The 26968-nt window shown below is 67.1% G+C and carries 28 protein-coding genes; 15 read left to right on the top strand and 13 right to left on the bottom strand.

All coding sequences use genetic code 11. The features are described 5' to 3' along the window. Nucleotides 1-86: 86 nt before the first annotated feature. The gene (locus tag AC1DK9_RS02140; RefSeq protein ID WP_476914860.1) at nt 87-527 is read left to right on the top strand and encodes an SRPBCC family protein; all 441 of its coding nucleotides are present in this window, start codon (nt 87-89) and stop codon (nt 525-527) included. Nucleotides 528-561: 34 nt separating this feature from the next. Here the strand turns inward: AC1DK9_RS02140 and AC1DK9_RS02135 are convergent, their stop codons facing one another. From AC1DK9_RS02135 to AC1DK9_RS02120, 4 genes are all read right to left on the bottom strand, one after another. After that, nucleotides 562-1434, bottom strand: a complete 873-nt coding sequence (locus AC1DK9_RS02135) for a 3-hydroxyacyl-CoA dehydrogenase family protein (RefSeq protein ID WP_476914859.1) — start codon at nt 1432-1434, stop codon at nt 562-564. 2 nt (nt 1435-1436) lie between these two features. Further along, nucleotides 1437-2246, bottom strand: a complete 810-nt coding sequence (locus tag AC1DK9_RS02130) for an enoyl-CoA hydratase/isomerase family protein (protein WP_476914858.1) — start codon at nt 2244-2246, stop codon at nt 1437-1439. Beyond that, the gene (locus AC1DK9_RS02125; RefSeq protein WP_476914857.1) at nt 2246-3457 is read right to left on the bottom strand and encodes a thiolase family protein; all 1212 of its coding nucleotides are present in this window, start codon (nt 3455-3457) and stop codon (nt 2246-2248) included. The genes AC1DK9_RS02130 and AC1DK9_RS02125 overlap by 1 nt, the downstream gene beginning before the upstream one ends. Nucleotides 3458-3581: 124 nt before the next feature. Beyond that, entirely contained in the window at nt 3582-4250 is a 669-nt protein-coding gene (locus AC1DK9_RS02120) for a pentapeptide repeat-containing protein (RefSeq protein WP_476914856.1), read from the bottom strand. Between the two features lie 207 nt (nt 4251-4457). Between AC1DK9_RS02120 and AC1DK9_RS02115 the strand changes: the two genes are divergently transcribed. Beyond that, a complete protein-coding gene (locus tag AC1DK9_RS02115; protein ID WP_476862553.1) occupies nt 4458-4634 on the top strand; it encodes a CsbD family protein in 177 nt (58 codons plus the stop codon). A gap of 123 nt (nt 4635-4757) precedes the next feature. Then, nucleotides 4758-5522 carry a dienelactone hydrolase family protein gene (locus tag AC1DK9_RS02110; RefSeq protein WP_476862554.1) on the top strand — a complete coding sequence of 255 codons (765 nt, stop codon included), beginning with the start codon at nt 4758-4760 and terminating at the stop codon, nt 5520-5522. Nucleotides 5523-5667: 145 nt separating this feature from the next. Here the strand turns inward: AC1DK9_RS02110 and AC1DK9_RS02105 are convergent, their stop codons facing one another. Then, nucleotides 5668-7128: an amino acid permease gene (locus AC1DK9_RS02105; protein ID WP_476914855.1), complete on the bottom strand. Its 1461-nt coding sequence runs from the start codon at nt 7126-7128 to the stop codon at nt 5668-5670. A 564-nt stretch (nt 7129-7692) separates the two neighbouring features. Here AC1DK9_RS02105 and AC1DK9_RS02100 point away from each other — a divergent pair. From AC1DK9_RS02100 to AC1DK9_RS02090, 3 genes are all read left to right on the top strand, one after another. Continuing rightward, the gene (locus AC1DK9_RS02100; protein ID WP_476862556.1) at nt 7693-7950 is read left to right on the top strand and encodes a hypothetical protein; all 258 of its coding nucleotides are present in this window, start codon (nt 7693-7695) and stop codon (nt 7948-7950) included. After that, nucleotides 7947-9674 carry a hypothetical protein gene (locus AC1DK9_RS02095; RefSeq protein ID WP_476862557.1) on the top strand — a complete coding sequence of 576 codons (1728 nt, stop codon included), beginning with the start codon at nt 7947-7949 and terminating at the stop codon, nt 9672-9674. Before AC1DK9_RS02100 ends, AC1DK9_RS02095 begins: the two co-directional genes overlap by 4 nt. A 90-nt stretch (nt 9675-9764) precedes the next feature. Beyond that, complete coding sequence (locus AC1DK9_RS02090; RefSeq protein WP_476862558.1) at nt 9765-10514, top strand: lysostaphin resistance A-like protein; 750 nt, start codon at nt 9765-9767, stop codon at nt 10512-10514. On the opposite strand, the gene AC1DK9_RS02085 is transcribed toward AC1DK9_RS02090, so the two are convergent. After that, entirely contained in the window at nt 10471-11844 is a 1374-nt protein-coding gene (locus AC1DK9_RS02085; protein WP_476862559.1) for a hypothetical protein, read from the bottom strand. The genes AC1DK9_RS02090 and AC1DK9_RS02085 overlap by 44 nt on opposite strands. Before the next feature lie 111 nt (nt 11845-11955). Here AC1DK9_RS02085 and AC1DK9_RS02080 point away from each other — a divergent pair, with 111 nt between their 5' ends. From AC1DK9_RS02080 to AC1DK9_RS02065, 4 genes are read left to right on the top strand one after another with little or no spacing between them, the layout of a single operon-like run. Further along, complete coding sequence (locus AC1DK9_RS02080) at nt 11956-12396, top strand: VOC family protein (RefSeq protein ID WP_476862560.1); 441 nt, start codon at nt 11956-11958, stop codon at nt 12394-12396. Nucleotides 12397-12417: 21 nt separating this feature from the next. Beyond that, nucleotides 12418-13371: a 1,4-dihydroxy-2-naphthoyl-CoA synthase gene (locus tag AC1DK9_RS02075; protein ID WP_476862561.1), complete on the top strand. Its 954-nt coding sequence runs from the start codon at nt 12418-12420 to the stop codon at nt 13369-13371. 10 nt (nt 13372-13381) lie between these two features. Further along, complete coding sequence (locus AC1DK9_RS02070) at nt 13382-14545, top strand: AMP-binding protein (protein ID WP_476862562.1); 1164 nt, start codon at nt 13382-13384, stop codon at nt 14543-14545. 58 nt (nt 14546-14603) lie between these two features. Continuing rightward, nucleotides 14604-15485 carry a 1,4-dihydroxy-2-naphthoate polyprenyltransferase gene (locus tag AC1DK9_RS02065; protein WP_476862563.1) on the top strand — a complete coding sequence of 294 codons (882 nt, stop codon included), beginning with the start codon at nt 14604-14606 and terminating at the stop codon, nt 15483-15485. A 180-nt stretch (nt 15486-15665) separates the two neighbouring features. Here AC1DK9_RS02065 and AC1DK9_RS02060 read toward each other — a convergent pair whose 3' ends face one another. After that, complete coding sequence (locus AC1DK9_RS02060) at nt 15666-15974, bottom strand: DUF4229 domain-containing protein (RefSeq protein WP_476862564.1); 309 nt, start codon at nt 15972-15974, stop codon at nt 15666-15668. A gap of 169 nt (nt 15975-16143) precedes the next feature. Between AC1DK9_RS02060 and AC1DK9_RS02055 the strand changes: the two genes are divergently transcribed. Beyond that, complete coding sequence (locus AC1DK9_RS02055) at nt 16144-16566, top strand: PLD nuclease N-terminal domain-containing protein (protein ID WP_476862565.1); 423 nt, start codon at nt 16144-16146, stop codon at nt 16564-16566. 638 nt (nt 16567-17204) lie between these two features. Further along, on the top strand, nt 17205-17879 hold the full coding sequence (locus AC1DK9_RS02050; RefSeq protein ID WP_476862566.1) for a hypothetical protein: 675 nt from the start codon (nt 17205-17207) through the stop codon (nt 17877-17879). Between the two features lie 554 nt (nt 17880-18433). Here AC1DK9_RS02050 and ccsB read toward each other — a convergent pair. Genes ccsB through AC1DK9_RS02025 form a run of 5 tightly spaced genes read right to left on the bottom strand, consistent with a single transcriptional unit; the run spans nt 18434 to nt 23399 of the window. Next, complete coding sequence (gene ccsB / locus AC1DK9_RS02045; RefSeq protein WP_476862567.1) at nt 18434-19534, bottom strand: c-type cytochrome biogenesis protein CcsB; 1101 nt, start codon at nt 19532-19534, stop codon at nt 18434-18436. Beyond that, nucleotides 19534-21354, bottom strand: a complete 1821-nt coding sequence (gene resB, locus AC1DK9_RS02040; RefSeq protein WP_476862568.1) for a cytochrome c biogenesis protein ResB — start codon at nt 21352-21354, stop codon at nt 19534-19536. The genes ccsB and resB overlap by 1 nt, the downstream gene beginning before the upstream one ends. Further along, complete coding sequence (locus AC1DK9_RS02035; RefSeq protein WP_476862569.1) at nt 21354-22109, bottom strand: cytochrome c biogenesis CcdA family protein; 756 nt, start codon at nt 22107-22109, stop codon at nt 21354-21356. The genes resB and AC1DK9_RS02035 overlap by 1 nt, the downstream gene beginning before the upstream one ends. Before the next feature lie 10 nt (nt 22110-22119). Next, entirely contained in the window at nt 22120-22731 is a 612-nt protein-coding gene (locus AC1DK9_RS02030) for a TlpA family protein disulfide reductase (protein WP_476914854.1), read from the bottom strand. Between the two features lie 2 nt (nt 22732-22733). Next, complete coding sequence (locus tag AC1DK9_RS02025) at nt 22734-23399, bottom strand: histidine phosphatase family protein (protein WP_476862571.1); 666 nt, start codon at nt 23397-23399, stop codon at nt 22734-22736. A gap of 214 nt (nt 23400-23613) precedes the next feature. Between AC1DK9_RS02025 and AC1DK9_RS02020 the strand changes: the two genes are divergently transcribed. From AC1DK9_RS02020 to AC1DK9_RS02010, 3 genes are all read left to right on the top strand, one after another. Continuing rightward, on the top strand, nt 23614-24162 hold the full coding sequence (locus AC1DK9_RS02020) for a YceI family protein (protein ID WP_138768379.1): 549 nt from the start codon (nt 23614-23616) through the stop codon (nt 24160-24162). Between the two features lie 269 nt (nt 24163-24431). Then, complete coding sequence (locus AC1DK9_RS02015) at nt 24432-25076, top strand: hypothetical protein (RefSeq protein ID WP_476914853.1); 645 nt, start codon at nt 24432-24434, stop codon at nt 25074-25076. A 213-nt stretch (nt 25077-25289) separates the two neighbouring features. Further along, a complete protein-coding gene (locus tag AC1DK9_RS02010) occupies nt 25290-26147 on the top strand; it encodes a hypothetical protein (RefSeq protein WP_476862573.1) in 858 nt (285 codons plus the stop codon). A 60-nt stretch (nt 26148-26207) separates the two neighbouring features. On the opposite strand, the gene AC1DK9_RS02005 is transcribed toward AC1DK9_RS02010, so the two are convergent. Continuing rightward, entirely contained in the window at nt 26208-26903 is a 696-nt protein-coding gene (locus AC1DK9_RS02005) for a redox-sensing transcriptional repressor Rex (protein ID WP_476862574.1), read from the bottom strand. Between the last annotated feature and the right edge of the window lie 65 nt (nt 26904-26968).

Here is a 26968-nt window from a genome sequence, read left to right as displayed (position 1 = left end):
AGGCACGCCGGCGGCCGCGGGGCGCGGCCTGGGGGGGTCGGTCGCGGGTCGCCCTGGGGGCTGGACGCCGCGGGTAGGCTGGGCCCATGATCACAGTCACCGGTACGGTCCGCACGCCGCTGGAGGCCGGCCGGGCCTTCGACTACCTCTCAGCCTTCGAGCACACCCCCGAATGGGACCCCGGCACCCCGGTCGTCAAGAAGCTCACGGACGGGCCGGTCGCCGTGGGCCACCGCTACCGTGCAGAGGCGGAGTTCCGCGGCAAACGGCAGGCGCTGACCTACGAAGTGGTGGAACTGGCCGGATCCGTGATCAAGCTGCGCGGCGAAAACAAGAGCGTCGTTTCCGTCGACACCATCGAGGTCCGGCCGGCGGGATCCGGCAGCGAGGTCCGCTACACCGCGGAATTCCAGCTGAAGGGCTGGCGGAAGGTCGCCGAACCATTCGCCAGGCCCGCCTTCCAGTCCTTGGCTGACCCCGCGATGGACGGCATGAAGCGGACGCTGGACTCGCTAGCCGCGCACTAGGAAGCGCGCGGCACCCGTCCCGTCCGGGAATGGCTCAGGCGGTCCAGTCGAAGAATCCCTTGCCGGTCTTGCGTCCCAGTTCGCCGCGGGCCACCTTGTCCCGGAGGATCTGCGGCGGCGCGAAGCGCTCCCCCAGCGTGGACGCCAGGTACTCGGCGATGCCGAGCCGGACGTCGAGGCCGACGATGTCCGTGGTGCGCAGCGGGCCGGTGGGGTGCTTGTAGCCCAGGACCATGGCGTTATCGATGTCTTCGGGCGAGGCGACGCCCTCCTCCACCATGCGCATCGCTTCGAGGGCGATCGCGACGCCCAGCCGCGAGGAGGCGAAGCCCGGGGCATCGTTGACGACGACGGCGGTCTTGCCGAGCGCGCCGACCCAGCCGCGGGCCGCGGCGGCAAGCGTTTCAGAGGTCTGTTCGCCGAGGACGACCTCGATCAGCGTGGATGCGGGGACCGGGTTGAAGAAGTGCAGGCCCAGGAAGTTCTGCGGACGCTTCAGCTCGCGGGCCAGCCCGTTGACCGAAAGCGAGGAGGTGTTGGAGGCGAGGTAGGCATCCGCGGCGAGCCGTTCCTCGATTCCTTGCAGCGAGGCGACCTTCAGGTCCCAGTCCTCGGGTACGGCTTCGATCACGAGCTGCCGGTCCCGGAAGTCGTCGTAGTCCACGGTGACGGAGAGCCGGGAGACCATTTCGTCGAGGTTGGCGTCGGTGGCGCCGCGTTCGATGCTCTTGGCCGCCGCGGACTCCACGCGTTCGCGGGCCGCTTCGGCGGATTCCTCATCGCGTTCGACGACGAGGACGTTGGCGCCGTTGACCAGGAAGGCGTGCGCGATGCCGGCGCCCATCCGGCCGCCGCCCAGAACTCCGACCGATGCGGGAAGGCCCTCGGTGTGCACGGAATTGCTCATGGTTACTTCGTCCCGTCTTGCTGGTCTGAACTCTTGGCTGTCTTTTTGTTCTTCTTGTCCAGGAAAGCCTGCATGCGGTCGAACTTCGCCTGCGACTCGAAGAGAATGCCCTGCGCCAGCTGGTCGATCAGCGGGTGCGCCTCGGCGGGGGCATGGAACACGGACTTGGTGATCCGCACCGCCAGCGGGTCCTGCTGCGCGATCCGGTCGGCCAGCGCGTGCGCGCCGTCCATCAGTTCTGCGGGTTCGTGAATCTCGGTGATGAGCCCGACGGCGAGGGCCCGCTCGGCGCGGAGCACAGCGCCGGCCAGGAGGATGTCCTTGGCCACGGGCTCCCCCACCAGCTCCTTCAGGCGCCAGCTGGCCCCGGCGGCGGCGAGGATGCCGAGCCCGGTTTCCGGGTTGCCGATCCGGACCCCGGGCGTGCCGATCCGGAAGTCCGCCGCGTAGGCCAGCTCGGCGCCGCCGCCCAGGCAGAAACCGTCGAGCGCCGCGATGACCGGCATCGGCAGCTTGGCGATCCGCACGAAGATGGTGGAGTTGATGCCCTGCAGGGCGTCGTCGCGACGGCGTTCGCGCAGCTGGGCGATGTCGGCGCCGGAGGCGAACACCCCTTCCGCGCCGGTGAGGATCAGCACCTTGGGGGTCTGCTCGAGGTGGGCGCAGACGCTGTGGAGTTCGTCGACCATCTGCTGGTCGATTGCGTTGCGGACCTCCGGACGGTTGAGCTGCACCACCAGCCGGTCCTCGCGCTCCTCGACCAGGAGCGTCCCGAAGCCTGCGGCGTTCAGGCCGCCCAGCCCGGCCGCCACTAGACGCGCTCCAGCAGCATGGCCGTGCCCTGGCCGACGCCGATGCACATGGTGGCCAGGCCGATCTTGGCGTCCTCGCGTTCCATCCGGCCCAGCAGGGTGATGGCGATCCGGGAGCCGGACGAGCCGAGCGGGTGCCCCAGGGAGATCGCGCCGCCGTCGCGGTTGACGATCTCCGGGTCGAGCCCAAGCCGGCGCATGCTGGCCAGCGACTGGGTGGCGAAAGCTTCGTTGAGTTCGACGGCGCCGAGGTCGCCGACGCTGAGCCCGGTGCGCTTGAGGACCTTCTGGGTCGCCGGGACCGGGCCGATGCCCATGATCTCGGGCTCGCAGCCGGCGGAGGCGCCGTCCATGATGCGCGCCCGGGGGGTGAGGCCAAGCTTCTGGATTGCCGCTTCGGAGGCGACGATGATCGCGGAGGCGCCGTCGTTGAGGGTCGAGGAGTTGCCGGCGGTGACGACGGAGCCGCCCGCGACGACGGGACGCAGTCCGGCGAGCACGTCCATGGTGGTGCCGGACCGCGGGCCTTCGTCGGTGTCCACGATCGTCTCGCCCTTGCGGGTCTTGACGGTCACGGGAACGATCTCGTCGGCGAAGCGTCCGGCGGCGATCGCATCCAGTGCCCGCTCGTGCGAACGGACGGCGAACGCGTCGGCGTCCTCGCGGGAAATACCGTCCACACGGGCTACTTCCTCTGCTGTCTCGGGCATGGAGTAGGTCATTTTGCCATCCCGGGAGAGTTCGCCCTTTTGGAACAGCGGGTTGGCGAAGCGCCAGCCGATCGAGGTGTCGAAGATCTGGCCCGGCTTGGCGAAGGCGGTCTGCGGCTTCTCCTGCACCCAGGGCGCGCGGCTCATGGATTCAACGCCGCCGGCAATGACGATGTCCGCGGCGCCGGACTTGATCATCTGGCTGGCCATGATGATGGCGCTCAGGCCGGAGGCGCAGAGCCGGTTAACGGTGATGCCGGGGATGTGGAGCGGGAGTCCGGCCAGGATGGTGGCCATCCTGGCTACGTTGCGGTTTTCCTCCCCGGCCCCGTTGGCGTTGCCGAGGATGACCTCGTCGATGGCGTCCGGGTCCACTCCGGCGCGGGCCACGGCTTCGCGGACCACCAGCGCCGCAAGGTCATCGGGCCGGACCGCCGAAAGGGCGCCGCCGTAACGCCCCACCGGAGTGCGGGCACCGCCAACAAGAAAAGCCTCGACCATGAGAACATCCTTCACCAAGGGAGCAGGGCCGGCAGCAGAGTAAATTACCGACCGTTCGTTCTATAAAGATTACACAACGGGTCAAGGGGGTCAACCGGACGGCCCCGGATGACGCGGCCGGAAGTCAGGCCACGGTGATGCCCAGGTGCCCTGCCAGCAGCGGGGCCAGCAGGGTGAGCTGGTACTCGTCGACAATAAGCCCCGCAAGGCTGCCGAGGCCGCTGAGGGACCGGAACTCCGTGCCGCGGAGGTCGAAGTCCTTCAGCCGGGCGCCGGTGAGGTCCAGGCTTCCGATGGTGCAGTTCCTTAGGGCCATGCGGGTGGCCGTGCAGGAGCCAAGGTCCAGCTCGTTGATGATGCAGTCGCTGATCTGCACATCGACCAGCTTGGAGCCGCGGAGGTTGACGTAGTCCAGCTTCCCGCCGTCGATCCGCACCGACTGCCAGCCGCTCTCGTAGAGCTCGGCGGACCCCCAGCGGGGGTTGCGGATCTCGACGTCGCGCAGGCTTGAGCGCGCGGCGGTGAGTACCGGGGCGTAGACCTCCGCCAGGCGGCAGTCGCGGAAGCTGGCACCGCGCAGCTGGGTCTCGTTGAAGGATGCGCCGTTGAACTCGCACTCCGCGAAATCCGTGCCGCTGAGCTCCAGCCCGTCCGCGGCCGCGCGGCTGTAGCGGATGCCGTCGTAGCGCTCTCCGCGCCGGAAATCGGGGGCGGGATCCTCCGTGAGTTCGGTCAGCCGGACCGGGGCGAGGCGCGGCGCAGTGACTTTGGGCGCGCGCTGGGGCATGGCCATCACAGCGGCACCGCCTCGTTCGCGGCCCCGGCGGGGGCGGTGTTGGACTCCATGACTAGAGCCTAGCCGCGCCCGGGAAACCTCCGGGAAAACCTTCAGCCGGGGCCGGGCCGATTGATTCGGCAAAGGACTTGAAATAGTAAGCATGCTTCGTGTTATGGTGAAACTGCGTTGAATTTCAACCGGAAACGAAAGGTGGAGCACACCATGGGTATCGGAGACAAGATTCAGAACGAAGCGGAGCACCTCGGCGGCAAGGCCAAGGAAGCTACCGGAAACGCCACGGACAATGACCGCCTGAAGGCCGAAGGCCAGAAGGATCAGGTCGTCGCCGACGCAAAGAAGGTCGGCGAGAACGTCAAGGACGCGGTCAACCGCGACTAATCCTCGACATCGACGGCGTCGGACATTCCTTTGGGGGATGTCCGGCGCCGTTTTTTGTGCCCGGATGGAAGACTGTCCGAACATGGCACCAGCGTGACCCGGCAGTACGACACAGGAGCGAAGATGGCCAGCAACGCCCCCGAGGGGAAACAAACCCCGGATCTGCACAATGTCGACCTCAGCAAGGCCAGCATCGCCGCCGGCGGATCGCCGCGGCTGCTCGGCTACCTGGCGGAGCCGGAGGGCGAGGGGCCCTTCCCCGCCGTGCTGATGATCCACGAAGCCTTTGGCCTGGATGAAATCACCGTCCGGCACGCGCAGCGGATGGCGGCGGCCGGCTACCTGACCCTGGCGGTGGACCTGTTCAGCGACGGCGGCACCCGGCGCTGCCTCGTTTCGACCATGCGGTCCCTGGCCGCCGGGCAGGGCCGGGCGTTCACCGACCTCGCGACGGCCAGGCAGTGGCTCCTGGACTCGGACCGCACCACGGGAAAGATCGGCGTTATCGGTTTCTGCATGGGCGGCGGCTTCGCCCTACTGCTGGCCAATGACGGCTTCGACGCCGCGGCGGTGAACTACGGCAGGCTGCCGAAGGACCCGGAAACCGCGCTGGCGGGTGCCTGCCCGATCGTTGCCAACTTTGGTGCGAAGGACCGCAGCCTGCGCGGTACGCCGGCCCGGCTCACGTCCGTCCTCGAGGGCCTCGGCGTCGAGCACGATGTCAAGGAATTCGCGACCGCCGGCCACTCTTTCCTAAACGACGCGGAGATCGGGCCAAAGGCGCTGCGTCCGCTGTTCCGGGTGATGGGCGTGGGCCCGGATCCGCAGTCGGCGCCGGAAGCCTGGCGCCGGATCGAGGACCATTTCGCCCGGCATTTGAAGGGCTGAACCTCGTCGATTGCTCCAAGGACGCCGTTTTGAGGCCTCAAAACGGCGCCAACGGAGCAATCGATGGGTCCGGGACAGACGACGGCGGCGGCCCCCTTGCACAGGTGGCCGCCGCCGTCGTCGTGTGTGGGTTGGAACCCGCCGGCTAGCTGTACAGCTCGCTCTTGGGCTCGTTGTGTTTGACCTTCTGCCAGCCGAGCCAGAGCACCACCGCGAAGAACGGGATGGTCGCCAGGGTCCAGAGGCCCAGCTGGAAGACCTCGCCGGACTTGCTGGTCATGGTGTCGAAACCGATCAGCACCGTGATGGCCAAGAGTGCCACGAGTCCGGCCCAGCTGGTCCACGGCGACCCCGGCATCGGCAGGGAGGAGGCCTTGCCCTTGGTCTTGCGCAGTGCGATCTGGCTGGCGAAGATCGAGCCCCAGGTGAAGATGACGCCGATTGAGGCGGTGTTCAGCGCCAGGTCGAAGGCGTGCGAACCGCCCAGCCAGATGTTGAGCAGGATGCCGACCAGGTAGACCGAGCCGATTGCCAGGATCGCGGCGTAGGGCACGTGGCTCTTGGACATCCGGGTCAGCCACTGCGGGGCATGCCCGTTGTTGGCCATGGTGCGGAAGATCCGGCCGATCGAGTACAGGCCCGAGTTGCAGGAGGACAGCGCGGCGGTAATGACGATCATGTTCATCACGTCGCCCATCCACGGCAGGCCCATCTGGCCGAAGACGGTGACGAACGGGGAGGTGCCGGCCTTGTACTGGTCCGAGGGAAGCAGCATGGCCAGGAGGGTCACCGAGCCGACGTAGAACACCACGATGCGGATCACGACGGCGCGGATCGCCTTGGGGACCTCCTTGGCCGGGTCCTCCATCTCGCCGGCGGTGATGCCGACAAGTTCGATGGCGTTGTAGGCGAAGATCACGGCGTTCAGCACGAGGATCATCACCAGGGCGCCCTTGGGGAACATGCCGCCGTCGGCCGCGAAGAGGTTGTTCACGGAGGCGTGGCCGGCGCCGACCTTGGCGTTGGTGACCACCATGAAGGTGCCGACGGCCAGGAAGATCAGGATCGCGGCGACCTTGAGGACCGAGGCCCAGAACTCGAATTCACCGAAGGCCTTGACGCTCAGCAGATTCACGCCGACAAGGAGCAGCAACGCCGCGATGGCGGTCAGCTCCACCGGCACGTTGGGGAAGAAGAACTGGAAGTACAGCCCGATCGCGATCAGCTCGGCGATGCCGGTCATGGCCCAGTTGATGAAGTACATCCACCCGGACAGGTAGGCGCCCTTCCGGCCGAACATCTCGCCCGCGTAGCTGACGAATGAACCGGACGTCTGGCGGTACATGATCAGCTCGCCCAGGGCCCGCATCAGCAGGTAGGCGATGACGCCGGCGATGGCGTAGGAGAAGATCAGGGCGGGGCCGGTGGAGGCCAGGCGCCCGCCGGCGCCCATGAAGAGGCCGACGCCGATTGCGCCGCCCATGGCGATCATGGTGACCTGGCGGCCGTTCAGGGACTTCTTGTAGCCCTCGGCGCTGAGGGTCGAGTCGACGACGGCGGATTGCGCCGGCGCGCTCTTAACATCTGTGGAAGTACTTTGTGGCACAACTGTTCCTTGTAGGTCGGGGTGTTGGCGGGACGGACATCGGCTCCGGGAGCACAAATTCGACCGAATCCTGCCCTTTGCCCGGGGAAACGGGCAGGGGCGAAGGCCGAAACTCTCAACGGGTTGCAGCGTCGCGCGGCACGTCCATACTACTAGCTTTCAGCGCCGCGCCGTGACGCGGGCTACACCGGCTGGTGCGCCCAAACCGCCCGCCAGGGGGCAGGAAACCGCAATTAAAACCGTGTTTTGCCGCAAAGTCGCTGGTCAGGCGGCAGTTTCCATTACTCTAAGCACACCGGCCGGGACTTGCTCCCGGCCGTGACGCCTGCAACATCACTGCAGGCCACGGCGGTACGCCGTGAGTCAGGGGGGACTATGAAACAGAGAGCGCTACTGCCCGCAGTGCTGCTTCTCGCACTAGCGGGGTGCTCGAGCGCCGGTTCCGGTCCGGCCGGGCCCAGCGAAAGCCGCACCGCAGCACCATCAGCAACAGCAACGCCATCGCCGGCGCCGGACACCTCCGCGCCCGCAGATGTTTCCACTTCGCTGAACGCACCCGACGCCTTGCGGCAGCCCGTCTGCCGCGCGACGGCCGGCGGGTCGTGGTCCTTCACGGGGACCCTCGTCAACAGCAGCGACAAGAGCAAGGTGTTCACCGTGGCGATCGCGGTCACCTCGGGCCCTGCGGTGGCAGGGCACACGATCATCACCAAAACCGTCGCTGCAGGCCAGTCGGCCCAGATCACAGCCACGAACTTTGCCAAGACCAACGACAGTGCCGGGACCTGCACGCCGGTCGTCTCCGTAGAGGATGCGAAATGAAAAAACTACTTCTCGTCACCGCGGTGGTCTTCGGCTTGGCCGCCCCGCTGGGGGTTGGACCGGCCTTCGCCGAGACGGCGCCGGAGGTCACTTCCAGCCCGACAGCGACTCCCACCGACACTGCGGTGCCGACCGAGTCGGCGTCGGCCCCCGCAGATCCCAGCCCGGAAATCACAGTGAGCCCTGCGGTGACGGTGGAACCCACCGTTGAGCCGACGGCTCCGGTTGTGACGCCGAGTCCGACTCCGACGCCGACTCCGACTCCTACCCAGGAACCGACGCCCGCGCCCTTCGTGGTCGAGGGAGCCATCCAGGCGAAGTGGACCGAACTGAAGGGTGCAGCCGGTCCCCTTGGCGCGGCGACCGCCAACCAGGTGTGCTCTCTGGGAGTCTGCAGCCAAGCGTTTGTGGGCGGATCCGTGTTCTGGACCGCCGCCACCGGCGCCCACGCGGTCCTGCGGACAGCCGGCCACGCCGGCCCCCGCTGGCACGTCCAGGGCGGCCCGGAGCTCTACGGCTACCCGGTCACGGACGAGACAGCCGTCTCCGGCGGAACGATCCAGAAGTTCTCCAGCGGCCGGTACCTCGCGTGGACCACGAAGGGTATCCAGCAGATTTGGTCGCGGGGCGGCATTGGAGGCCTGTGGCGCGCCATGGGTGAGGTGAACGGGCTCGGCCTGCCGGTCTCCGCCGAGGTCTGCGGGCTGACGGCCCGGGGCTGCTCGCAGTTCTTTGTCAACGGAGCCGTGTTCTGGTCGCCGAAGACCGCAGCCCAGGTAATCAAGGGAACGCTTTACACCCGGTGGAAAGCGGCACGCGGGGAAGCCGGCGTCATGGGCTATCCCACCGGCGCGAGAATCTGCGCCCAGGCGGGCGGCGGATGCCTGCAGCGTTTCCAGGGCGGAACCGTTTACTGGTCCTCGACGACCGGTTCATGGATCTCGCGCGGCGGCATCGGCGCCCGGTACGTCACCGCCGGCGCCACCCGGAGCAGCCTGGGATATCCCCTGGCGAACGAAAAATGCGCCAGCGGGCAGTGCATCCAGGCCTTCCAGCGCGGGTTCATCGGCTGGGCAGGCCGAGCGGGCGCCCGGGTGTACGGAATGACGGAGTGCCAGAACCTCAACAACGGCAAGTCCAAGTACCCCACCTACGGAGCAAACCGTGTCCTGCTCACCTGGACACAGGGTTACGGGCTGAACCACGCAACCAACCTGTACTGCATGAAGGTCGCCGGAACGTATGTGCCGGACTGGCGGACTGACGGTTATGTCGGCAAATCCGGGTTCAAGGCACCGGGAGTGCCGTCCGGCCCCACCCGGAACCTGTTCTCCCCCACGGGCTCGTTCTCCGTGACCGAGGCCTTCGGCCTGGGCAACCCGGGAACGAAGCTTTCCTACCGGACGCTGAACCCCCGTTCGCGCTGGGGCGGCAACCCCTGGACGGCCACGTACAACAAGTACCACGAGTCCTCCTCCTGGGTGGGCTGGGATGAGAACATGTGGTGGTTCGCCAGCCTGGGCTACTACCGCCAGGGCGTGGTGATCAACTACAACCGGCCGAAGATTGTCCAGGATGCAGGCTTCGCCATCTTCCTGCACATGAAGAAAATCCCGACGGCCGGCTGCATCTCGCTGGATGACTGGGCTGTGGTCGACTACATCCGCAAGTCCACCCCGGGAGACCGGATCATCATGGGCACCTACAAGTCGCTGTTCCGGTAGGAACACGAAGATCAGCAACGGCAGCTAACGCCCGGCGCCCTCGGCCCGGGCGTTAGCTGTGTCCGCGCAGCGGCGGACTAGGCTGGGGTTATGGGCACAGCTCTCCGTCAACCACCCCCGCCGCGTCCGGAACTGTATGCCTTCTCCCGGCTGGACTACTTCACGGCGGGAATCTACGTGGCAGTGGCCGCCTTATTCGCCGTCGCCTCGGGGCTGCTGGCACCGCTGGTGCTGCAGCTCTCGCCCAATCCGGCGGTGGCGTCCTACGCCGTGAACCTGGCCTTCTATACGGTGATCGGTTTACTCGCGCTGGCAGCCGCCCGCCAGGTCGCCCGCCGGGACCTGCGCGTGCTGGCCACCAGGCCCTGGTTCACCCTGCTGATGGTGCCGCTGGCGGTTGTGGCTGCGATGATCCTGACCGCCGTCCTGGTGGCCGTCAGCGGCCCTCCGCAGACCTCCGCGAACCAGGCCGGCCTGCAGGCCATCATGCAGCAGGTGCCCGCCTGGCTGATGGTTCCCCTGCTCGTGGTGGTGGGGCCCTTTGTGGAGGAGTACATGTTCCGCCACCTACTGATCGGCAAACTGAGCCGGAAGCTGAACCTCTGGCTCTGCTGTGCGCTCTCCGTGGTGCTGTTCGCGGCCCTGCACATCGTCGGCCAGGAGTCCCTGACGCTGCCGGTGCTGATGCCATATCTCGCCATGGGCGCTACCTTGGTGTTTGTCTACGTCTGGACCGGCAAGAACGTGATGTTCTCCTACTTTGTCCATGCCGCGAAGAACCTGCTGGCTGTCATCTTCATCTACGCCATCCCGCCGGAGATCCTGGAGCAAGTTCAGTAGCTCCCGCGCGGAGGGGGCCACCGCGGTGTAGGCCTTTACGGGTCCGGAGGGAGTCGCGCAGCTCGGGCAGCCCGAATTCGCTGAGCAGGGCAAAGTAGGCCAATGCGTGAGCATGATTGGAGGCAAAGCGGTGCTCTGGGTCCATGTCCAACATCATGGAGCGCACCTTGTCGTCGAATGGATCAAAGAGGAGTGGAACCAACCTGTCCGCCTCCCAAAAATCGCGTGCGGACAGCACCAAGGTACTGAGTTCGTTGAAGGTCACATCGACCCGGGCCAAATAGGCGAAGCACGGCTGCCAGCGTTGGGTATCCAGGAAGACGCCGGTCCGTTGCAGCGAGATGACACGCGCCAACGACCCCACGTCGTTTCCCAGCGCCATCTCCTCCTTCAGCCCGCGAAGCGCAGCGACGTCAGGATTTAGCAGGTTCGCGGCGTCCACGTCCGTCGGCAAAACGCCTTCCGCCACAAAATGGACAGACGCTCGAGTTTCTGCACCGTCGCCGTCGAAATCGCTTGCTACGAACGTTCGGCCGCGCACTCCCAACACCATGTAGTCATCCTTTGTCACGACGACGACGCCGCATCCCAATTTCGCCGGGGAGGGAAGCCCGCTGAGATCTTCGAGCCGGGTTGGCCGCTTGTTCCAGCGTTCCCGCAGGGTCTGCTCGGGACCGCCGATGGCAGCCTTTTCCTCCGCAGTGAGATGCCGGTCCAACGATGCGCTCGTCGATGCCCAGACGAAGTAACTGGTCTTCCTCGGTACCAGCTCGTACACCGTTTCGCTTAGGGCACGGGAGCGTACGGTCTTCACCACTCCTGCATTGACGATGTCGATCGCTTCGTCGTCAGTGAACACCACGGACTCAGCCGCCGCCTTGCGAACCAGGTCCTGCAGTCGTCCATCCCTCAGCGCTGGCCATTCCTCCGGAACGCGCTGCTCCCGGTCGTCAAGAGGGGCAAACTCGAAGCGCACATGCGTTGACAGCGGGTCGCTCCCCATCGATGCCACCGGGATGATGCCGGGGATTGACATCTCACCCAGAACAAGGGCCCGCCCGTGTTCGGCTTGCCGTCGAAGGGCGGCGAGAACTCTGTCACGACGACGGCGGCGTATCCGGGCGGATAACGCATAGAACGTGATGATGAGAGCCGTGGCGGCGTTGACAGCCGCGCCGAGAGCTGCCGAGCCGAGTTGGCCCATGAATCCTAGGAAGCGTCCGTCGTCGGACGGCTCGCCCATGGCCAGAAGGAACCACGATGCCGCCAGCAGCACCATGACCAGCAGCAGCCACAATCCCGCCGTCCTCAAATTCGTCTTGAACAACACGCCCCCATAACTTCCTGTGCAGATCCGCAAAAACCCGAGTCTACGCTCGAGGATCTTGCGATCAGCCGCGAACGCCTAGCGCCGCGGACTCCGTCGTCGTAGGTTTCTCCCATGGCACTGAACATCCAGATCGCAGTTGACTGCATCGATCCGCACGGCCTCGCCGATTGGTGGGCCGAAACCCTCGACTGGGCCGTGGAGCCGCAGGACGAGGACTTCATCCGCTCCATGATCGAACAGGGCTTCGCAACCGACGCGGAGACCAAGCTGCACCACGGGAAGCTGGTCTGGCGGACCGGCGCCGCCATCCGGCCGCCGGAGGACCTCGAGGCCAAACCGCCCACCCGGCGGATCCTGTTCCAAAGCGCGGCGGAGCCGAAAAGCGTCAAGAACCGCATCCACTGGGACGTAAACCTGGCCGGCGCGGACAAGGACGAGGTCCGGGCCACCCTCGAGGCCCGGGGCGCCACGTTCCTCTGGACTGCCAACGAGGGCCCGCATTCCTGGCACACCATGGCGGACCCGGAAGGCAACGAGTTCTGCATCAGCTGAGCCGATTACTAGACTCGGACTGTGAGCAACGAAATCCCCGCCAAGGTGTCCGACGTCTTTGACCCCACCCGCTGGCGCACCGTAACCGGCTTCGACGACTTCCAGGACATGACCTACCACCGGCAGGTGGAGCGCGCCGCGGATGGCACCGTGGTCCGCGACCTCCCCGCCGTCCGGATCGCCTTCAACCGTCCGGAGGTGCGCAATGCGTTTCGGCCCGGCACGGTGGACGAGCTGTACCGCGCCATGGATCACGCCCGGATGACCCCGGATGTTGCCACCGTCCTGCTCACCGGCAACGGCCCGTCCGCCAAGGACGGTGGGCACTCCTTCTGCTCCGGCGGAGACCAGCGGATCCGCGGCCGCGACGGGTACCGCTATGCGGATGGCGAAACGAAGGAGACCATCGACCCCGCTCGCGCCGGCCGGCTGCACATCCTCGAGGTCCAGCGGCTGATGCGGACCATGCCCAAGGTGGTCATCGCCGTCGTCAACGGCTGGGCAGCCGGCGGCGGCCACTCGCTGCACGTCGTCTCCGACCTCACCATCGCTTCCCGGCAACACGGAAAGTTCAAGCAGACGGACGCGACCGTGGGCAGTTTCGACGCCGGCTACGGCTCGGCGCTGCTGGCCCGCCAGATTGGCCAGAAGGCCGCCCGCGAAATTTTCTTCCTGGCGCGCGAATATTCCGCCGAGGACATGGTCCGGATGGGCGCCGTGAACGAGGCCGTGGACCACGAACGGCTCGAGGAGGTGGCGCTGGAGTACGCCGCGGACATCGCCCGGCAGTCCCCGCAGGCCATCCGCATGCTCAAATTCGCCTTCAACCTCGCCGACGACGGCCTGGCCGGCCAGCAGGTCTTCGCCGGTGAGGCCACTCGCTTGGCGTACATGACGGACGAGGCGGTGGAGGGCAAGGAGGCCTTCCTGGAGAAGCGTGATCCGGACTGGTCCCAGTTCCCGTACTACTTCTAAGGGAACCGCCATGACTTCCGGAGCGGTGAACATCGAGCCCGCCCTCGCAGCCCTCGCGGCCGCCCTCCGAGGGGAGGGACCCGCCGTCGAACTCTCCGCCGGCCCGGACGGCTCCCCCGTCGTCGGGCTGGTGGAAACGCCCGGCTTCGAGGACGCCGCCGTCGTGGTCCGGACCTCCGGCTCCACCGGCGTGCCCAAGGCCACGGTCCTGACCGTGGACGCCCTGGCCGCCTCCTCGATGGCAACGGCCATGGCACTCAAGGGCGAAGGCCAGTGGCTGCTGGCCCTGCCGGTGCAGTTTGTGGCCGGGGTCCAAGTGCTGGTCCGGTCTCTCTTCGCCGGCACCCGGCCGTGGGCGATGGACCTCTCTGGCGGTTTCACCCCGGAGGCCTTCACTTCCGCGGCCCGCGAACTCACGGACAAGATCCGTTTCACTTCCCTGGTTCCCACGCAGTTGCAGCGGCTGCTGGAGGAGCCCTCGGCGGAAACACTGGCAGTCCTCCGGCGCTTCAACGCAGTCCTGCTGGGCGGCGCCCCGGCGTCGGCGGAGCTGCTCTCCGCGGCCCGCGAGGCCGGCGTCCGGGTGGTCACCACCTACGGCTCCGCCGAGACCTGCGGCGGCTGCGTGTACGACGGCGTCCCGCTGGAGGGCGTCGAGGTCAGCATCGCCGCGGACGGCCGGATCCTGCTCGGCGGCGCCACCATTGCGGCCGGGTACCTCGACGAGCCCGGGCTCACGGATGCCGCGTTTACGGAGGCCGACGGGACGCGCTGGTACCGCACCAACGACTTGGGCGCGCTGTCGGCGGACGGAGTCCTTGCCGTGCTCGGGCGCGCCGACGACGTCGTCATCACCGGCGGCGTCAAGGTCTCCGCCGCGCATGTGCAGGCAGAGCTGGAGAAGCTCGACGGCGTCCGGGCGGCCTTCGTGGCGGGTGTCCCCTCCGCCGAGTGGGGCCAGTCGCTGGCGGCCTACGTCGTCCTGGCCGACGACTCTCCGGAGGCGGCGGATGACCTCGCAGCGCGCTTGGCTGCAGGCGACGCCCCGGGGTTGGCGGGGGCGCTGGTCCCTAAAACCCTGCTCACCGCCGCGGAACTGCTGATGCTTCCGAACGGAAAACCGGACCGGCTGGGCATGACAGTTCGGCTGGACGCCCACCATCAGGGAAAATAGAAAAGCTTCACGCACGTCTCTTCACCAGATCAACACCCAAACCAACGAGGTACTGAACGTGGCCACAGCCGCACAATGGATCCAAGGCGCCCGACTGCGCACCCTGCCAGCCGCGATCGCGCCGGTCCTGATCGGGTCCGCAGCCGCCTATGAGATGAACGCGTTCCGGCCCGTCAACGCCCTGTTGGCCGCCATGGTGGCCTTGCTGCTCCAGATTGGCGTGAACTTCGCCAACGACTACTCGGACGGCATCCGCGGCACCGACGAGGACAGGGTGGGCCCGCTCCGCCTGGTGGGTTCCGGGCTCGCGGAGCCTGAGCACGTCAAGCGCGCTGCCTTCGCGGCGTTTGGCCTGGCAATGCTGTTCGGACTGGTGCTGGTCATCATCACGCAGGCTTGGTGGCTCATCCTCGTGGGTGTGGGCTGCGTTCTCGCTGCCTGGGGCTACACCGGGGGCAAGAATCCCTACGGCTACCTTGGCCTGGGCGACCTGTTCGTCTTTGTGTTCTTCGGGCTCGTCGCCACGCTGGGCACCACCTACACGCAGGCCGGCCAGCTCAGCCTCGCGGCCATCATCGGCGCGATCGGCACTGGCCTCATCGCCTGCGCCCTGCTCATGGCCAACAACGTGCGGGACATCCCCACCGACCGCGTCGCCGGGAAAAAGACACTGGCTGTCCGGCTTGGAGACAAGCACGCCCGCGAAAGCTACGTGCTGATGCTCGCCGTCGCGATCCTGCTGGTGATTGTGCTGGCGCCCGGGCGGCCGTGGATGCTGATCGTGCTGCTGCTGATCCCGGCAATCCTGATGCCGTCCTGGCTGATGATCGCGGGCCGGCGCCGCAAGAGCCTGATCCCGGTGCTGAAGCAGACGGGGCTGATCAACCTGGGCTACGCCGTGCTGTTCTCGCTCGGCCTGGTGCTGAGCCGCGGGTTCTAGGGGCGTTCGGGGGGGTCTGGGGGCGCCTTCGGGGCACTCTGGGGGCTAGGGGCGCTCTGGGATCTTCTGAGGGAAACTCTTAGTGCCCTCTGCGAGCCTGGGCCGGTCGCTCTGGGGGCACCTGCGCGTTAGGCTTTCGTAGACTGGTGCAGCCCCGCCTCAGTCGGGTTACCGCAGGTGCTAGGAGTCCTTGGGCCGGCTGTCGGTGCGTACGGTGACGTCGGGGTGCTCGTCCACCAGGCGGTCCTCAACGGCGGCGTCCTCGACCTCCCCCGCGCTGCGCAGCGGCTTGGCCTTGCCGGAGAAACGCTGGTGGATCGAGGCGGTGGCCGCGTCGCGCTGCTTTTGGAAGAACAGGAAGCTGATCGCGAAGGCCATCATCCCGGCGCAGAGCGCGGCCAGCAGCCAGCCGAGCTGCAAGTAGACGAACAGGGCGAACAACGGCACGAACAGCACCAAGCGGATCAGGGAGTATTTCAGGAAAGCCACACTCCCAGTTTAGCCGTCCGGGCCCGTCACAGGCGCCGGTGGCCGGGTAGCCGGGTGGTGGCGGTGCGCGAAGATAGCGCGGGTGGGTAGGTTCAGGGCCGGCCGCCCGGCGGTTGCTCGGCGTCGGCCCCCCGGCGCCGGAAGCTCGCGCGGAGGCTAAACTGAAGCTATGCTCCGTGTCGTGGTACCAATCGTTGTACTGGTCGTCTTTGTCTACGGACTGATCGACCTCATCCGGACTGACCCACGCCTGACCAAGGGCATTTCCAAGCCGGCCTGGATCGTGGTGCAGATCCTTCTCCCGGTGATCGGCGCGGTTCTCTGGTTCCTCATCGGCCGGCCCCGCGGCGAGGCCGCAGCAGCCCCGTCCAGCTACCGCCACCCCACCGCCCCGGACGACGATCCGGACTTCCTCCGCAATCTGGAGCTGCGCCGGCGCAACCAGGCGGAGGCCGACCGGCTGAAGAAGCTGAAGGACGAACTGGACGCCAAGGAGCGCGAACTAGGGGACGCAGGCGACCACCGCGGCCCGGGATCCGGCGAAGCCCACGGCAGCGGAGACCCCACGCAGGGCACCGACGAGGTCAAGTAGCTCCGGCTCCGCCGCTCTAAAGACACCCGAGGGGCCGCCAAGCACGTTGCTTGGCGGCCCCTGCGCTTTCACGCCCAGCCCAGCCTGCCGATTTCATAGCTCCCGCCACGCTTCCCTCGTACCGCGGCCTTCCCTCCAGCTCGCGCCATTCGCCACAGATGGCCGGTATGGCCGCCCGCCTGGGGCCATCTGTGGGCGAACCGCCGTCGCCTGTTGGCCGTCCCTGCGCCGGGCCCCTGGCGCCCACTAGTCCTCCACATCCTCCCTGTCCTGTGGATAACGCCCGACCCTGCTCGTACCGGGCGCAGACTTTCCATATGCGCCATCCCAGCGAGCTCCCACCGAGGCTTCGAAGCACGCCATTTACGCTCGCGGAGGCCCGAGCGGCGGGACTGAGCCGGCGTCGGACACGCTCCCGCGATCTTGTCAGCCCCTGCCACGGAGTACGCGCCGCCGCCACGACGCCGCGCACCCTACTGGCACGCGTGCATGCCTTGGCTGCTGTGACGTACGCGGTGGTGAGCCATGCAACCGCTGCCCTGCTCTGGGGCTTTCCCCTCCCGGCGGCTGTGGCGGACCTCGACGTCGTTCATCTAACCAGCCGGCCGGGCAATCGGGCTGTGCGTCGAAAGAATGTCGTGGGCCATCAACGGTGGCTTGAACCCGAAGAGATCGTGGCCGGTTCTAGGGTCCATTGCACATCACCGCTGCGGACCTGGTTCGACCTGGCCAGCATGCTTAGCCTCGACGACCTGGTGATTGCCGGCGACTTCCTGCTGCAGCGGAGGCATCCCCTGGCCACGCTCGACGAGCTCGACGCGTACCTCAGCGGACGGAAGGGAAGGCCGGGTTACCCAAAGGCCATGCGGGCCAGGGCGCTGCTCCGCGCTGGCACGGACTCCCCCAAGGAGACCGAGCTCCGCCTGCTCCTTGTCCGCCACGGCCTGCCCGAGCCGGCCATCAACGTTCCGATGTTCGATGCCACCGGCGGCTGGATCCAAGACCCCGATCTTTCATACGAACAGGAACGCGTCGCAATACAGTACGACGGCGGCCACCATGCCACTCCGGCGCAGCGTCGCAGTGACATCTTCCGGGACGAGAGCGCGCGGGATGCCGGGTGGCGGGTAGTCGTGCTGACCCAGTGGGATCTGACCCCCCTCGGTCCGGGCATGGAGCCAACGGCTGTCACTAGGGTGCGGGCCGCGTTGATGGAGCGAGGCTGGGCGCCCGATCGCAGACGGAAGCCGAAGCGGTCCGGCCGCACCTTCGGCTCCGATCTGACGCAAACGGCCGCTAACCGGGCGGGATAGCGGCCATCTGTGGCGAATGGACGGTTCACGTGGAAGGCGTAGCGGCCGTCTGTGGCGAATCGCGGGGTACGGGCCACGTTGGAGCGACTGGGTTGGAGGCCAAATGCGGAGGGAAGCCGAACCCCCTACGCACCCACCCCGACACCCCGGTACCCAGCCGATCGGGCTGTAACTCCGGTGCCATCAAGCCTGGCCGACGCCGTCGTCGCCACCCATCTGATACAAATGGCCGCTAACCGGGCGGCTTAGCGGCCATCTGTGGCGAATGGATGCTTCCCGCGGAGCGCGTAGATCGCTGGCGCGACGGGGTTGGAGGCCAGGTGGAGAAGTAAGCCTGGCTCCAATTCGCAGCCACCCCGACGCCCCCGTGCCCAGCAATTCGAGGTACAACTCCAGTGCCATCGAGCCTCGCCGACGCCGTCGTCGCCACCCATCCGACGCAAATGGCCGCTAACGGGGCACGTTAGCGGCCATCTGTGGCGAACCGAGCACTCGGCCGCAGCGACTCAAACCGATTCTGCACCCCTCGTCGCCGAAGCGCAGGAACTGAGCGTCTACAGCCCCGAGTAGGAGTGCAGTCCGTTGAAGAACTGGTTGACGATGGTGAAGTTGAAGACCACGCACAGGTAGCCCACGATCGAGAGCCAGGCCGCGCGTGTACCGGTCCAGCCGCGGGTGGCCCGGGCGTGCAGGTAGCCGGCGTAAACCACCCAGATTACGAAGGTCCAGACTTCCTTGGTGTCCCAGCCCCAGAACCGGCCCCAGGCCTTCTCCGCCCAGATCGCGCCGAACATCAACGTGAAAGTCCACCCGACAAAAGCAATCGCGTTGATGCGGTAGGACAGGTTCTCCAGGCTCAGGGCGTTGGGAACGAGGCGCATGAAGCCGAGCTTGTCGGCGCCACCGGCGGCAACGGTCTTCTGCCGGTGCGACTGGACCAGCTGCAGCGCGGACATCGCGAAGGTCAGCGTGAAGAGGGCCGAGGACAGCACCGCGATGGAAACGTGGATGATCAGCCAGTAGCTCTGCAGCGCGGGCACGAGGTGTCCCACGGGCGTCCAGAACGCGACGGACGCGGCGACCAGCATGATGATGGCCAGGCCGATCACGAAGGTGCCGAGGAAGCGCAGGTCGCGGCGGATCAGCACCAGCAGGAAGACCGCAACGGCCACGAATGCGCCGGTGGTCAGGAACTCGTACATGTTGCCCCACGGCACCCGGCCCGCGCCGAGCGCACGTGTGATGACGCCGGCGGCGTGGATGGCGGCACCCAGCACCGCGAGGGCGACGGCGACCCGCGCCGGAACGCGGCGCTCAGCGCCGTAGCGCATACCGCCGTCGGCCGTCAGGCCAGCCCCGCTGCCCTGGCTGCCGGAGACCGACGACGTCGGGCGCTCGGCCCGGCCGACCGGCCCGGCCACCTCGGAGTCGGCGCGGTCCACGGAGGCCGAAGAGGCCCCGACACCGGCACCCACCGGAACGCGGGCTGCCTCGGCGCCGGAGAGTTCCGCTGCTTTCTGGTCCACCGCGCGCAGGGTCTTGCTGCTCTTGGCCAGGTCCCAGGCGAAGGCGATGAACGCCACCGTGTAGGTGCCGGCCGCGAGCAGCATGAAGAGCTCGCTGTATTGGCCCATGGTTTCGTTGATGGGGAACATTACTGATCCTTCTTTGACTCAGGAGAGCCTGCTGTGGACTGGATGAAGTCTGTTGCGGGTTGTTCCGAGGAGGCGTCCGTGCCGGTGTCGGCGCCGGTGTCCGCCCGGCCATTATCCGCCGTCGCGCTGGGAGCAGGCTGGGAATCCTCCCCCGGTTCGTCCAGCGGCCAGGCTGCCGAGAGCAGGGCGCGGATGGCGGCGGCTTCGCCGGCCAGGCGGTGGTCCTCGCCGCGGGCCAGCAGTCCGTACTCCACCATGGTGCGGCCGTCCGCGTGGGTACCGGTGCGAACCCAGACACGGCGGCGGTTCACGTACAGCGAGGTGACCAGGCCGGCGACGGCGAGCAGCGCGAAGAACAGCGCGTAGCCCTGGCCGGGGTTGTGGTGGATATCAACGCCAACGTAGCGCTTGACGCCGTCGAAGCTGATGGTGCCCTTGCCGTTGGGCAGGGTGTGCGTGGTTCCCGGGGTCAGCACGATGCCCTTGGTGGGCAGGTTGCGGGCGTTCAGCGGCGTCAGTTTCTTCACGTCGAGCTCGAACACGTTCTGCGGAGAGCCGCTGTCCAGTCCGAGGTCGCCGTAGTACGAGTTCAGCGTCAGCTGCGGATTGAACAGTTCCGGATCGCCGCTGAAGGAAACGCCTTCCTTGGTGATGAACGCGGTGGGCAGGAAGAAGCCGGCGAAGGCGAGCTGCTCGGGCTTGGCGTCGGGAACCTTGATGACCACCGAGGAGTAGTAGTTGTCGCCCTGCAGCTTGGCCACCACCGGGCCCTGCATGGCGATGTTGCCGGCGCCGTCCCGCACCGTGACCACCGGGGCGTAGCCGTTGCCGGTCAGGTAGATGCTGGTTCCGCCCAGGCTGAGCGGGTCGTTGACCTTCAGCACTTCCTTCTTGGCAGGCGCGCCCGGGTTCTCCTTCGTGGTCACATCGGCCTGGAAATCGATGGGCTGGCCGAACTTGCCCTTCGATTCGCGGTCAAAGGTGATGTGGAACTTGTCCAGCTGGATGGAGTAGGGCTCCAGCTGGCTGCTCTGGAAATTGGTGCCCGGGCTGAACTGGTCGTAGCCCACGAGGGTGTTCACGAAGGTGTCCCCCTCGACCAGGATCCGCTGGCCGCTGTAGCCGAACAGGCCGCCGGCCGCGACGGATACCAGCACGCCGATCAGGGCCGTGTGGAAGACGAGGTTGCCCACCTCCCGGAGGAAGCCGCGTTCCGCGCCGAGCGAGGGCCGTTCGCCGTCGCGGTCCCGCACGTCGACGCGGTAACCGCGTTTCTTCAGCAGGGCGGCGGCGTCGTCGATGGCCCGCGACGCCGGGATGCCGGCGTCGGCGGGTACCACCAGGGTGCCGTACTCGGGCAGCCGGGACAGCCGCGCCGGGGTGCGAGGGGGCTGGGAGCGCATCGCCTTGTAGTGCACGATGGCGCGCGGCACCACGCAGCCGATCAGCGAGGTGAACAGCAGGATATAGATGGCGGAGAACCACGCCGAGGAGTAGACATCGTAGAGCTGCAGCGAGTCCAGGATCTTGCCGTAATCCGGGTGGTCCTTGATGTACTGGGTCACCACGGCGGGGTTCGCGGGCCGCTGCGGGAACAGCGAACCGGGAACGGCGGCGACGGCGAGCAGGAGCAGCAGGAACAGCGCGGTGCGCATGCTGGTCAGCTGCGTCCACGCCCAGCGGAGCATGCCCACCGGTCCGAGCGACGGCAGTACAGCGTCAGCCTTGGCGGCGGAAACAGCGGTGTCGACGGAGCCGCTGCCTGCCTCGGGCGTGCCGGGGGACGGGGATTTCTTCTCTACGTTCACTCGCTCGCTCATCAGATCGGCAATTTCACATCGGTTTGGAACCAGTACTGCAGCCCGGAGACCCAGGCCCCCCAGACCCCGCTGGCCATCAGCACGCCCAGGACGATCAGGATCCCGCCGCCGGTGCGCTGGATGGCGAGCCGGTGCTTGCGGAAGAAGGAGAGCACCCCGATGCCGCGGCGGACGGCCAGGGCGATCAACAGGAACGGGATGCCCAGCCCAAGGCTATACACGAACGCCAGGAGGGCGCCCTTCGCCGCGGACGATCCGCCGGACAAGCTCAGCAGCTGGACCGCCGAATAGGTCGGGCCGATGCAGGGCGCCCAGCCAAGGCCGAAGGTGATGCCCAGTAAAGGCGCACCCCAAAGCCCGGCGGGTGGCTTCGCGTGGATCTTCGCATCGCGCTGCAGCCAGCCGAAGCCGCCCATGAACACGATGCCCATCACAATCACCACGACGCCGAGTACCTGGGTGATCCAGGCGTTCTGCGACCCGGTGATCAGCGTTCCCAGCTGGCCGAAGGCCCCGCCGAGGAGGACGAAAATCACCGAGAAGCCGAGGACGAACAACCCGATCCCGGCCAGCATTCGGCCCCGCTTCTGCTTCTGCAGGTCGACGCCGGTCAGGCCCGTCACATAGCCGAGGTAGCCCGGCACCAACGGCAGCACGCAGGGCGAGAGGAAGGACACGAGTCCCGCCAGCAGCGCCACCGGAATGGCGAGCAGCAGCGAACCGTTCAGGATGGCTTCGGCGAAGGGGCTGTTCATGGCGCGTGCCCTACTCGGCCACGGCGGCTGCGATGAGGGACTTGAGGGTGCCCTTCTGGATCTCGCCGAGCACGCGGGCGGAGACCCGGCCCTGCTTGTCGAGCACCAGCGTGGTGGGAACCGCGCCGGGCGGAACCAGCCCGGAAACGGCCAGCAGCACCGCGCCGTCCTTGTCGTTGAAGCTCGGGTACGTCAGGTTGAAGGTCTTGTCGAACGCTTCCGCGGTGGGTTTCTCATCGCGCAGGTTGACGCCGAAGAACTGGACGCCTTGGCTCTTGAATTCCTGGTGCAGGGCTTCCAGCGACGGCGCCTCCACCCGGCAGGGCGCGCACGCGGCGAACCAGAAGTTGAGCACGGTCACCTTGCCTTGGAACTGCGACGCCGTGACGGTGGTGCCGTCGAACAGGGTCCCCTTGATCTCCACCGGCTTTTTCCGGTCGGCAGCGGCGAACTCGGTCACCGAGCCATCGCCGGCGACGTAGTTCTTGTTATCCCCCGCCTTGGCCTGCTTGGCGAGGTCGTCTTCCTGCGCGCAGCCGGTGAGCCCCAGAATGGCGGCCAAGGCCGCACCGCCGGCGGTGAGGGCACTGCGCCGGGACAACCCCGCATCGTTTCCGAACATGCTCAAGCCCCCGGGGTGCTGGACGCACCGGGCAGGAGGACGGCGGCAGGCTCGCTGTAGTCGACGCGAAGAAGCGTCCCGTCCTCGTTGAATACGAGGGAAGTCACGGAGGTGAGTGTGCATTCGCGCTTGCGCGGATCGTGCCATAACGGCCGGCCCTCTGCACTGAGCCGGGTGGCCCAGATGGGCAGCTGGTGGCTGACCAGGATCGCCTCGGCGCCGTCGCCACCGAGCTCAAGGGCACGGAGCCGCGCATCCTGCACCGCGGCGGTCACACGCGCGGCCTGCTCCTTGTACGGCTCGCCCCAGGACGGCCGGAGCGGGTTTCGCAGCATCGGCCAGTGCTTGGGCTTGAAGATCTCGCCCTTGGAGACCTGCAACCCCTGGAAGTAGTTGGCGGCCTCGATAATCCGCTCCTCGGTGGCGATCTCGAGGCCGAGGGCCTCGGAGATCGGCTGCGCCGTTTCCTGCGCGCGGGTCAACGGCGAAGCCGCGAGGTGAACGATTTTAGCCCCCTGCGCGGCCCGATCGCTGAAGTGCCCGGCAAGCATCCGGGCCATCTCTCGGCCCAGTTCGGAGAGGTGGAACTCAGGCAGCCTGCCGTACAGGACGCCTTCGGGATTGTGGACCTCGCCGTGGCGGAGCAAGTGAACAGTGGCTTGGGGCATGTGTACCAGTTTCTCAAAGGGCAGGGGCAATGACGAAATCTTCTACGAGAGGTAGAACTGAAACTTTTTCCGAAATGTTCCCCGGGTGCGGAATAAAAGATGCAAATGCATGTTTATACTGGGTGAAGCAGTTAGTTGAGACTTCAACCAATGAAGTTCCGGCCGACGATCAGATGACCTTCCGCACGACCCACCCGACTCAAGGAGAACCACCATGGCACTTCCCGCAAACCTCACCACCGGCACCTGGACCCTCGACTCCTCGCACAGCGAGATCGGCTTCACCGTCCGCCACGCGGGCATCAGCAAGGTCCGCGGCCAGTTCAAGGAAGCCGACGCAACCCTGGACCTCGCCGAGAACGTCGCCGACTCCAAGGTGAACGCCACCATCAAGACCGCGAGCTTCGATTCCGGCGACGCCAACCGCGACGGCCACGTCCGCGGCGAAGACTTCTTCGACGTCGAGAAGTTCCCGGAGATCTCCTTCGTTTCCAACGCCATCGTCCCCAAGGGCGACGCCTACGAACTGCAGGGCGACCTGACCATCAAGGGTGTCACCCGCCCGGTGGCGCTGGAAACCGAGCTCAACGGCGTTGCCGTTGACCCGTTCGGCAACACCCGCGCCGGCCTGACCGCCGAGACCACGATCAGCCGCAAGGACTTCGGCCTGACCTGGAACGCCGTCCTCGAGGCCGGCGGCGTGCTGGTCAGCGACAAGGTTGCCATCAACCTCGAACTGGCTTTCATCGCCCCCGCAGCGTAGTACCTCTCCGTCCCGAGCGACGGACGGAGCCGGCCCAGCGCCGGCACCCCTCCAGACACCCCGCGCCATTCCCGGATGGCGCGGGGTGTCTGGCTTTCCAGGGTCCGGCCCCGGGGCCAGCCAGGAGTCTGACCCAGGGTCCGCGCAGGGGTGCGCTGGGCGCGTTGAACAAGGGCGCCTGGGCGCGTTGAACAGGGGCGCCCAGCAGCCTCGCGTCCGGCTCCGGCGCCGGCTAGGAAGCACCGATTCAGCGGTCTAAAGTGAAATCCATGAGTACTACCGGCGACGTCCCCGAGCCAGATCAGCCAGGCGCCAATCCGCAGGGACCGGGCAACGTCCCGCCGGCCGGACCAGGCCCCGAGGGCCCAGCGTCGCAGGGACAGCCCGGGGTGCCGGGCCACCCAGGCGCCCCCGGACAGCCGGGCCGCCTCGGCGGATTCCGGCTCGAGTGGCCGGCCGACCGGCCCCAAAACTTTCGAGGCACCCTGCCCGTGGGCGGCTACTCCGGGATATTCAGCGTCCCGGCCATGCCGATGGAGCTGAAGGCCTCTTACTGGGTCTGGGTCATTGGCGGGTTGCTGGGCTTGCTCGCAGGGGTGATCGGCGTCTTTGGCGCCCTGGTGCTCTTTGTGGTTTCGCCGCCGTCGGGCATCCTGCTGCTCTTGCTGGTACTGGTGGCGGTTGGCTTGGCCGCCGCGCAGGTAACGCTGGCAATGAAGATGAAGGAGGGCTGGGAGTGGGCCCGCTTCGCGCTGACCATTGCCGCCGGAGTCAGCCTGGTGCTGGCGTTGGCCAGCATCGGCGTCGCTGGCGGCGGCAGTTGGCCCGGCTTCGCCATCAGCCTGCTGGCGACCGTGCTGATGTGGCTGCCAAAGTCGCAGGCCTGGTTCGACGCAACCAAGGGCCGCATCTGACGTTCATTTGCACGGAGCGGCGCCATGCCGCCCAAGGTCCGGAAGCCCGGGCTGCGCGGTCACGGCGACCCCGAAAATGCCCCTCAGAATCCCTCTGCGGAATGACCCAAACGGGCGCAGGCGCGGGGTACGGTGTAGTTAAACCACGCTGGGGGCAGGGTTATAGACACTGGTCCCGGCAGCCCATCCCGTCATCGAATGCAAAGGACCGCCATGAGTAACCCGCCAGTCGAGCCTTCCAACCCGGACGGACCCGAGTCGGGCAAGCAGGCTCCGCAGTACGGCCAGCAGCCGCCCGCCTATGGGCAGAACGCGCCCCAGTACGGCCAGCAGCCGCCCGCCTACGGGCAGAACGCCCCGCAATATGGCCAGCAGTACGGCCAGCAGGCGCCTGGATACGGCCAGAACGCTCCGCAGTACGGCCAGCAGTACGGCCAGCAGCCGCCGGCGTACGGGCAGAACGCGCCCCAGTACGGCCAGCAGCCGCCGGCTTACGGGCAGGCGCAGGGCCAATACGGCCAGAGCCCCTATGGCCAGTCCCCCTACGCACAGTATCCCTCGGAGCTCCCCGCGGGCGGGGCCGGGACCCGGCCGGCTCAGCTGGACCTCGCCTTTTGGCTCATCATCGGTGCGGGCATCCTGTCCTTCATCAGCAGCCTGGTGATCGCCTTCACCGCCCCGGACTACCTTGAGACCTCCATGCAGCAGGCCGCGGCGCAGCAGGGCAAGAGGCTCACGGCTGACGATCTCAACGCCGTGCGCGCCATCGTCCCCATCAGCGGCATCATTGGCGGCCTCATTTCCTTGGGCCTCTATGCCCTGGTTGCATTCCCGGTCCGCAAGGGCAAGAACTGGGCCCGCATCCTGGGAACGGTCTTTGCCGCCTTCTCGCTGCTGGGCCTGTTCGGCGGCGCGTTCGCCCTGGGTGTCCTCTCCGGCGTGCTGCAGATCATCGTGATCCTGATGGGCGTGGCCGGCATCGTGATCCTCTACCTGCCGACGGTGTCGCCCTACTTCAGCAAGCAGCAGCCGTTCGCCAACCCGTACGCGCAGAACCCTTACGGCCGCTAAGCCGGGGCCGTAAGCCAGCACCTCAGCAGGGGGCGTGGGAGCCGGAGGGACCGACTGAACTCAGTCGGCGTCTTCCGGGTCCTGCGCCCTTTGTGCGTGGTAGGCGAGGATCTGCAGTTCCGTGGCCATGTCCACCTTGCGGAGATTGACTCCCGGCGGCACCTGCAGCATGACCGGGGCAAAGCTCAGGATGCTCCGCACGCCCGCGGCCACCACCCGGTCGCACACGCTCTGCGCCACAGCGGCGGGCAGCGCCAGGACCACCATGTTGGTCCGGGTGCGTTCCAGCACGGCTTCCAGGTCAGCGGCGTCGCTCACCCGCAGCCAGCCCACCTCGCTCCCCACCACCATCTGGTCGGCGTCGAGGATCGCAACGATGTCAAAGCCCCTGGATTCGAAGCCGCCGTACCGGGCCAGGGCCTTGCCGAGGTTGCCGGCACCGACGATCGCGACCTTCCAGTCGTGAGTCAGGCCCAAGGCCGCGGCAATGTGCCGGTTCAGGTACTGCACCTCATAGCCCACGCCCCGGGTTCCATAGGAGCCCACATAGGAGAGGTCCTTGCGTAACGTGGAGGAGCTGACGCCGGAAGCCTCAGCCAGCGACTCGGAGGAAACGCGGTCCACGCCTTCAGCCAGCAGGGTGGTCAAGGCGCGCAGATAGAGCGTCAGCCGCGCCACGGCCGCGGGCGGGATCTGCTTGGCGGCAGGTCCGGCTCCCCCGGGCAGGGCGTCGGGTGAAGAATCCAGCGAAGTCACTATCTGCTCCATTGCGTCGCGTTGTGACTCCACTCTAGAGCCCCCGCAGTTCAGGCCACAAAGCA

It is taken from the genome of Arthrobacter sp. 01T414, from assembly GCF_056398965.1.
The sequence above is the reverse complement of the archived record's forward strand: the minus strand, read 5'-3'. Positions and strand labels throughout refer to the sequence as shown.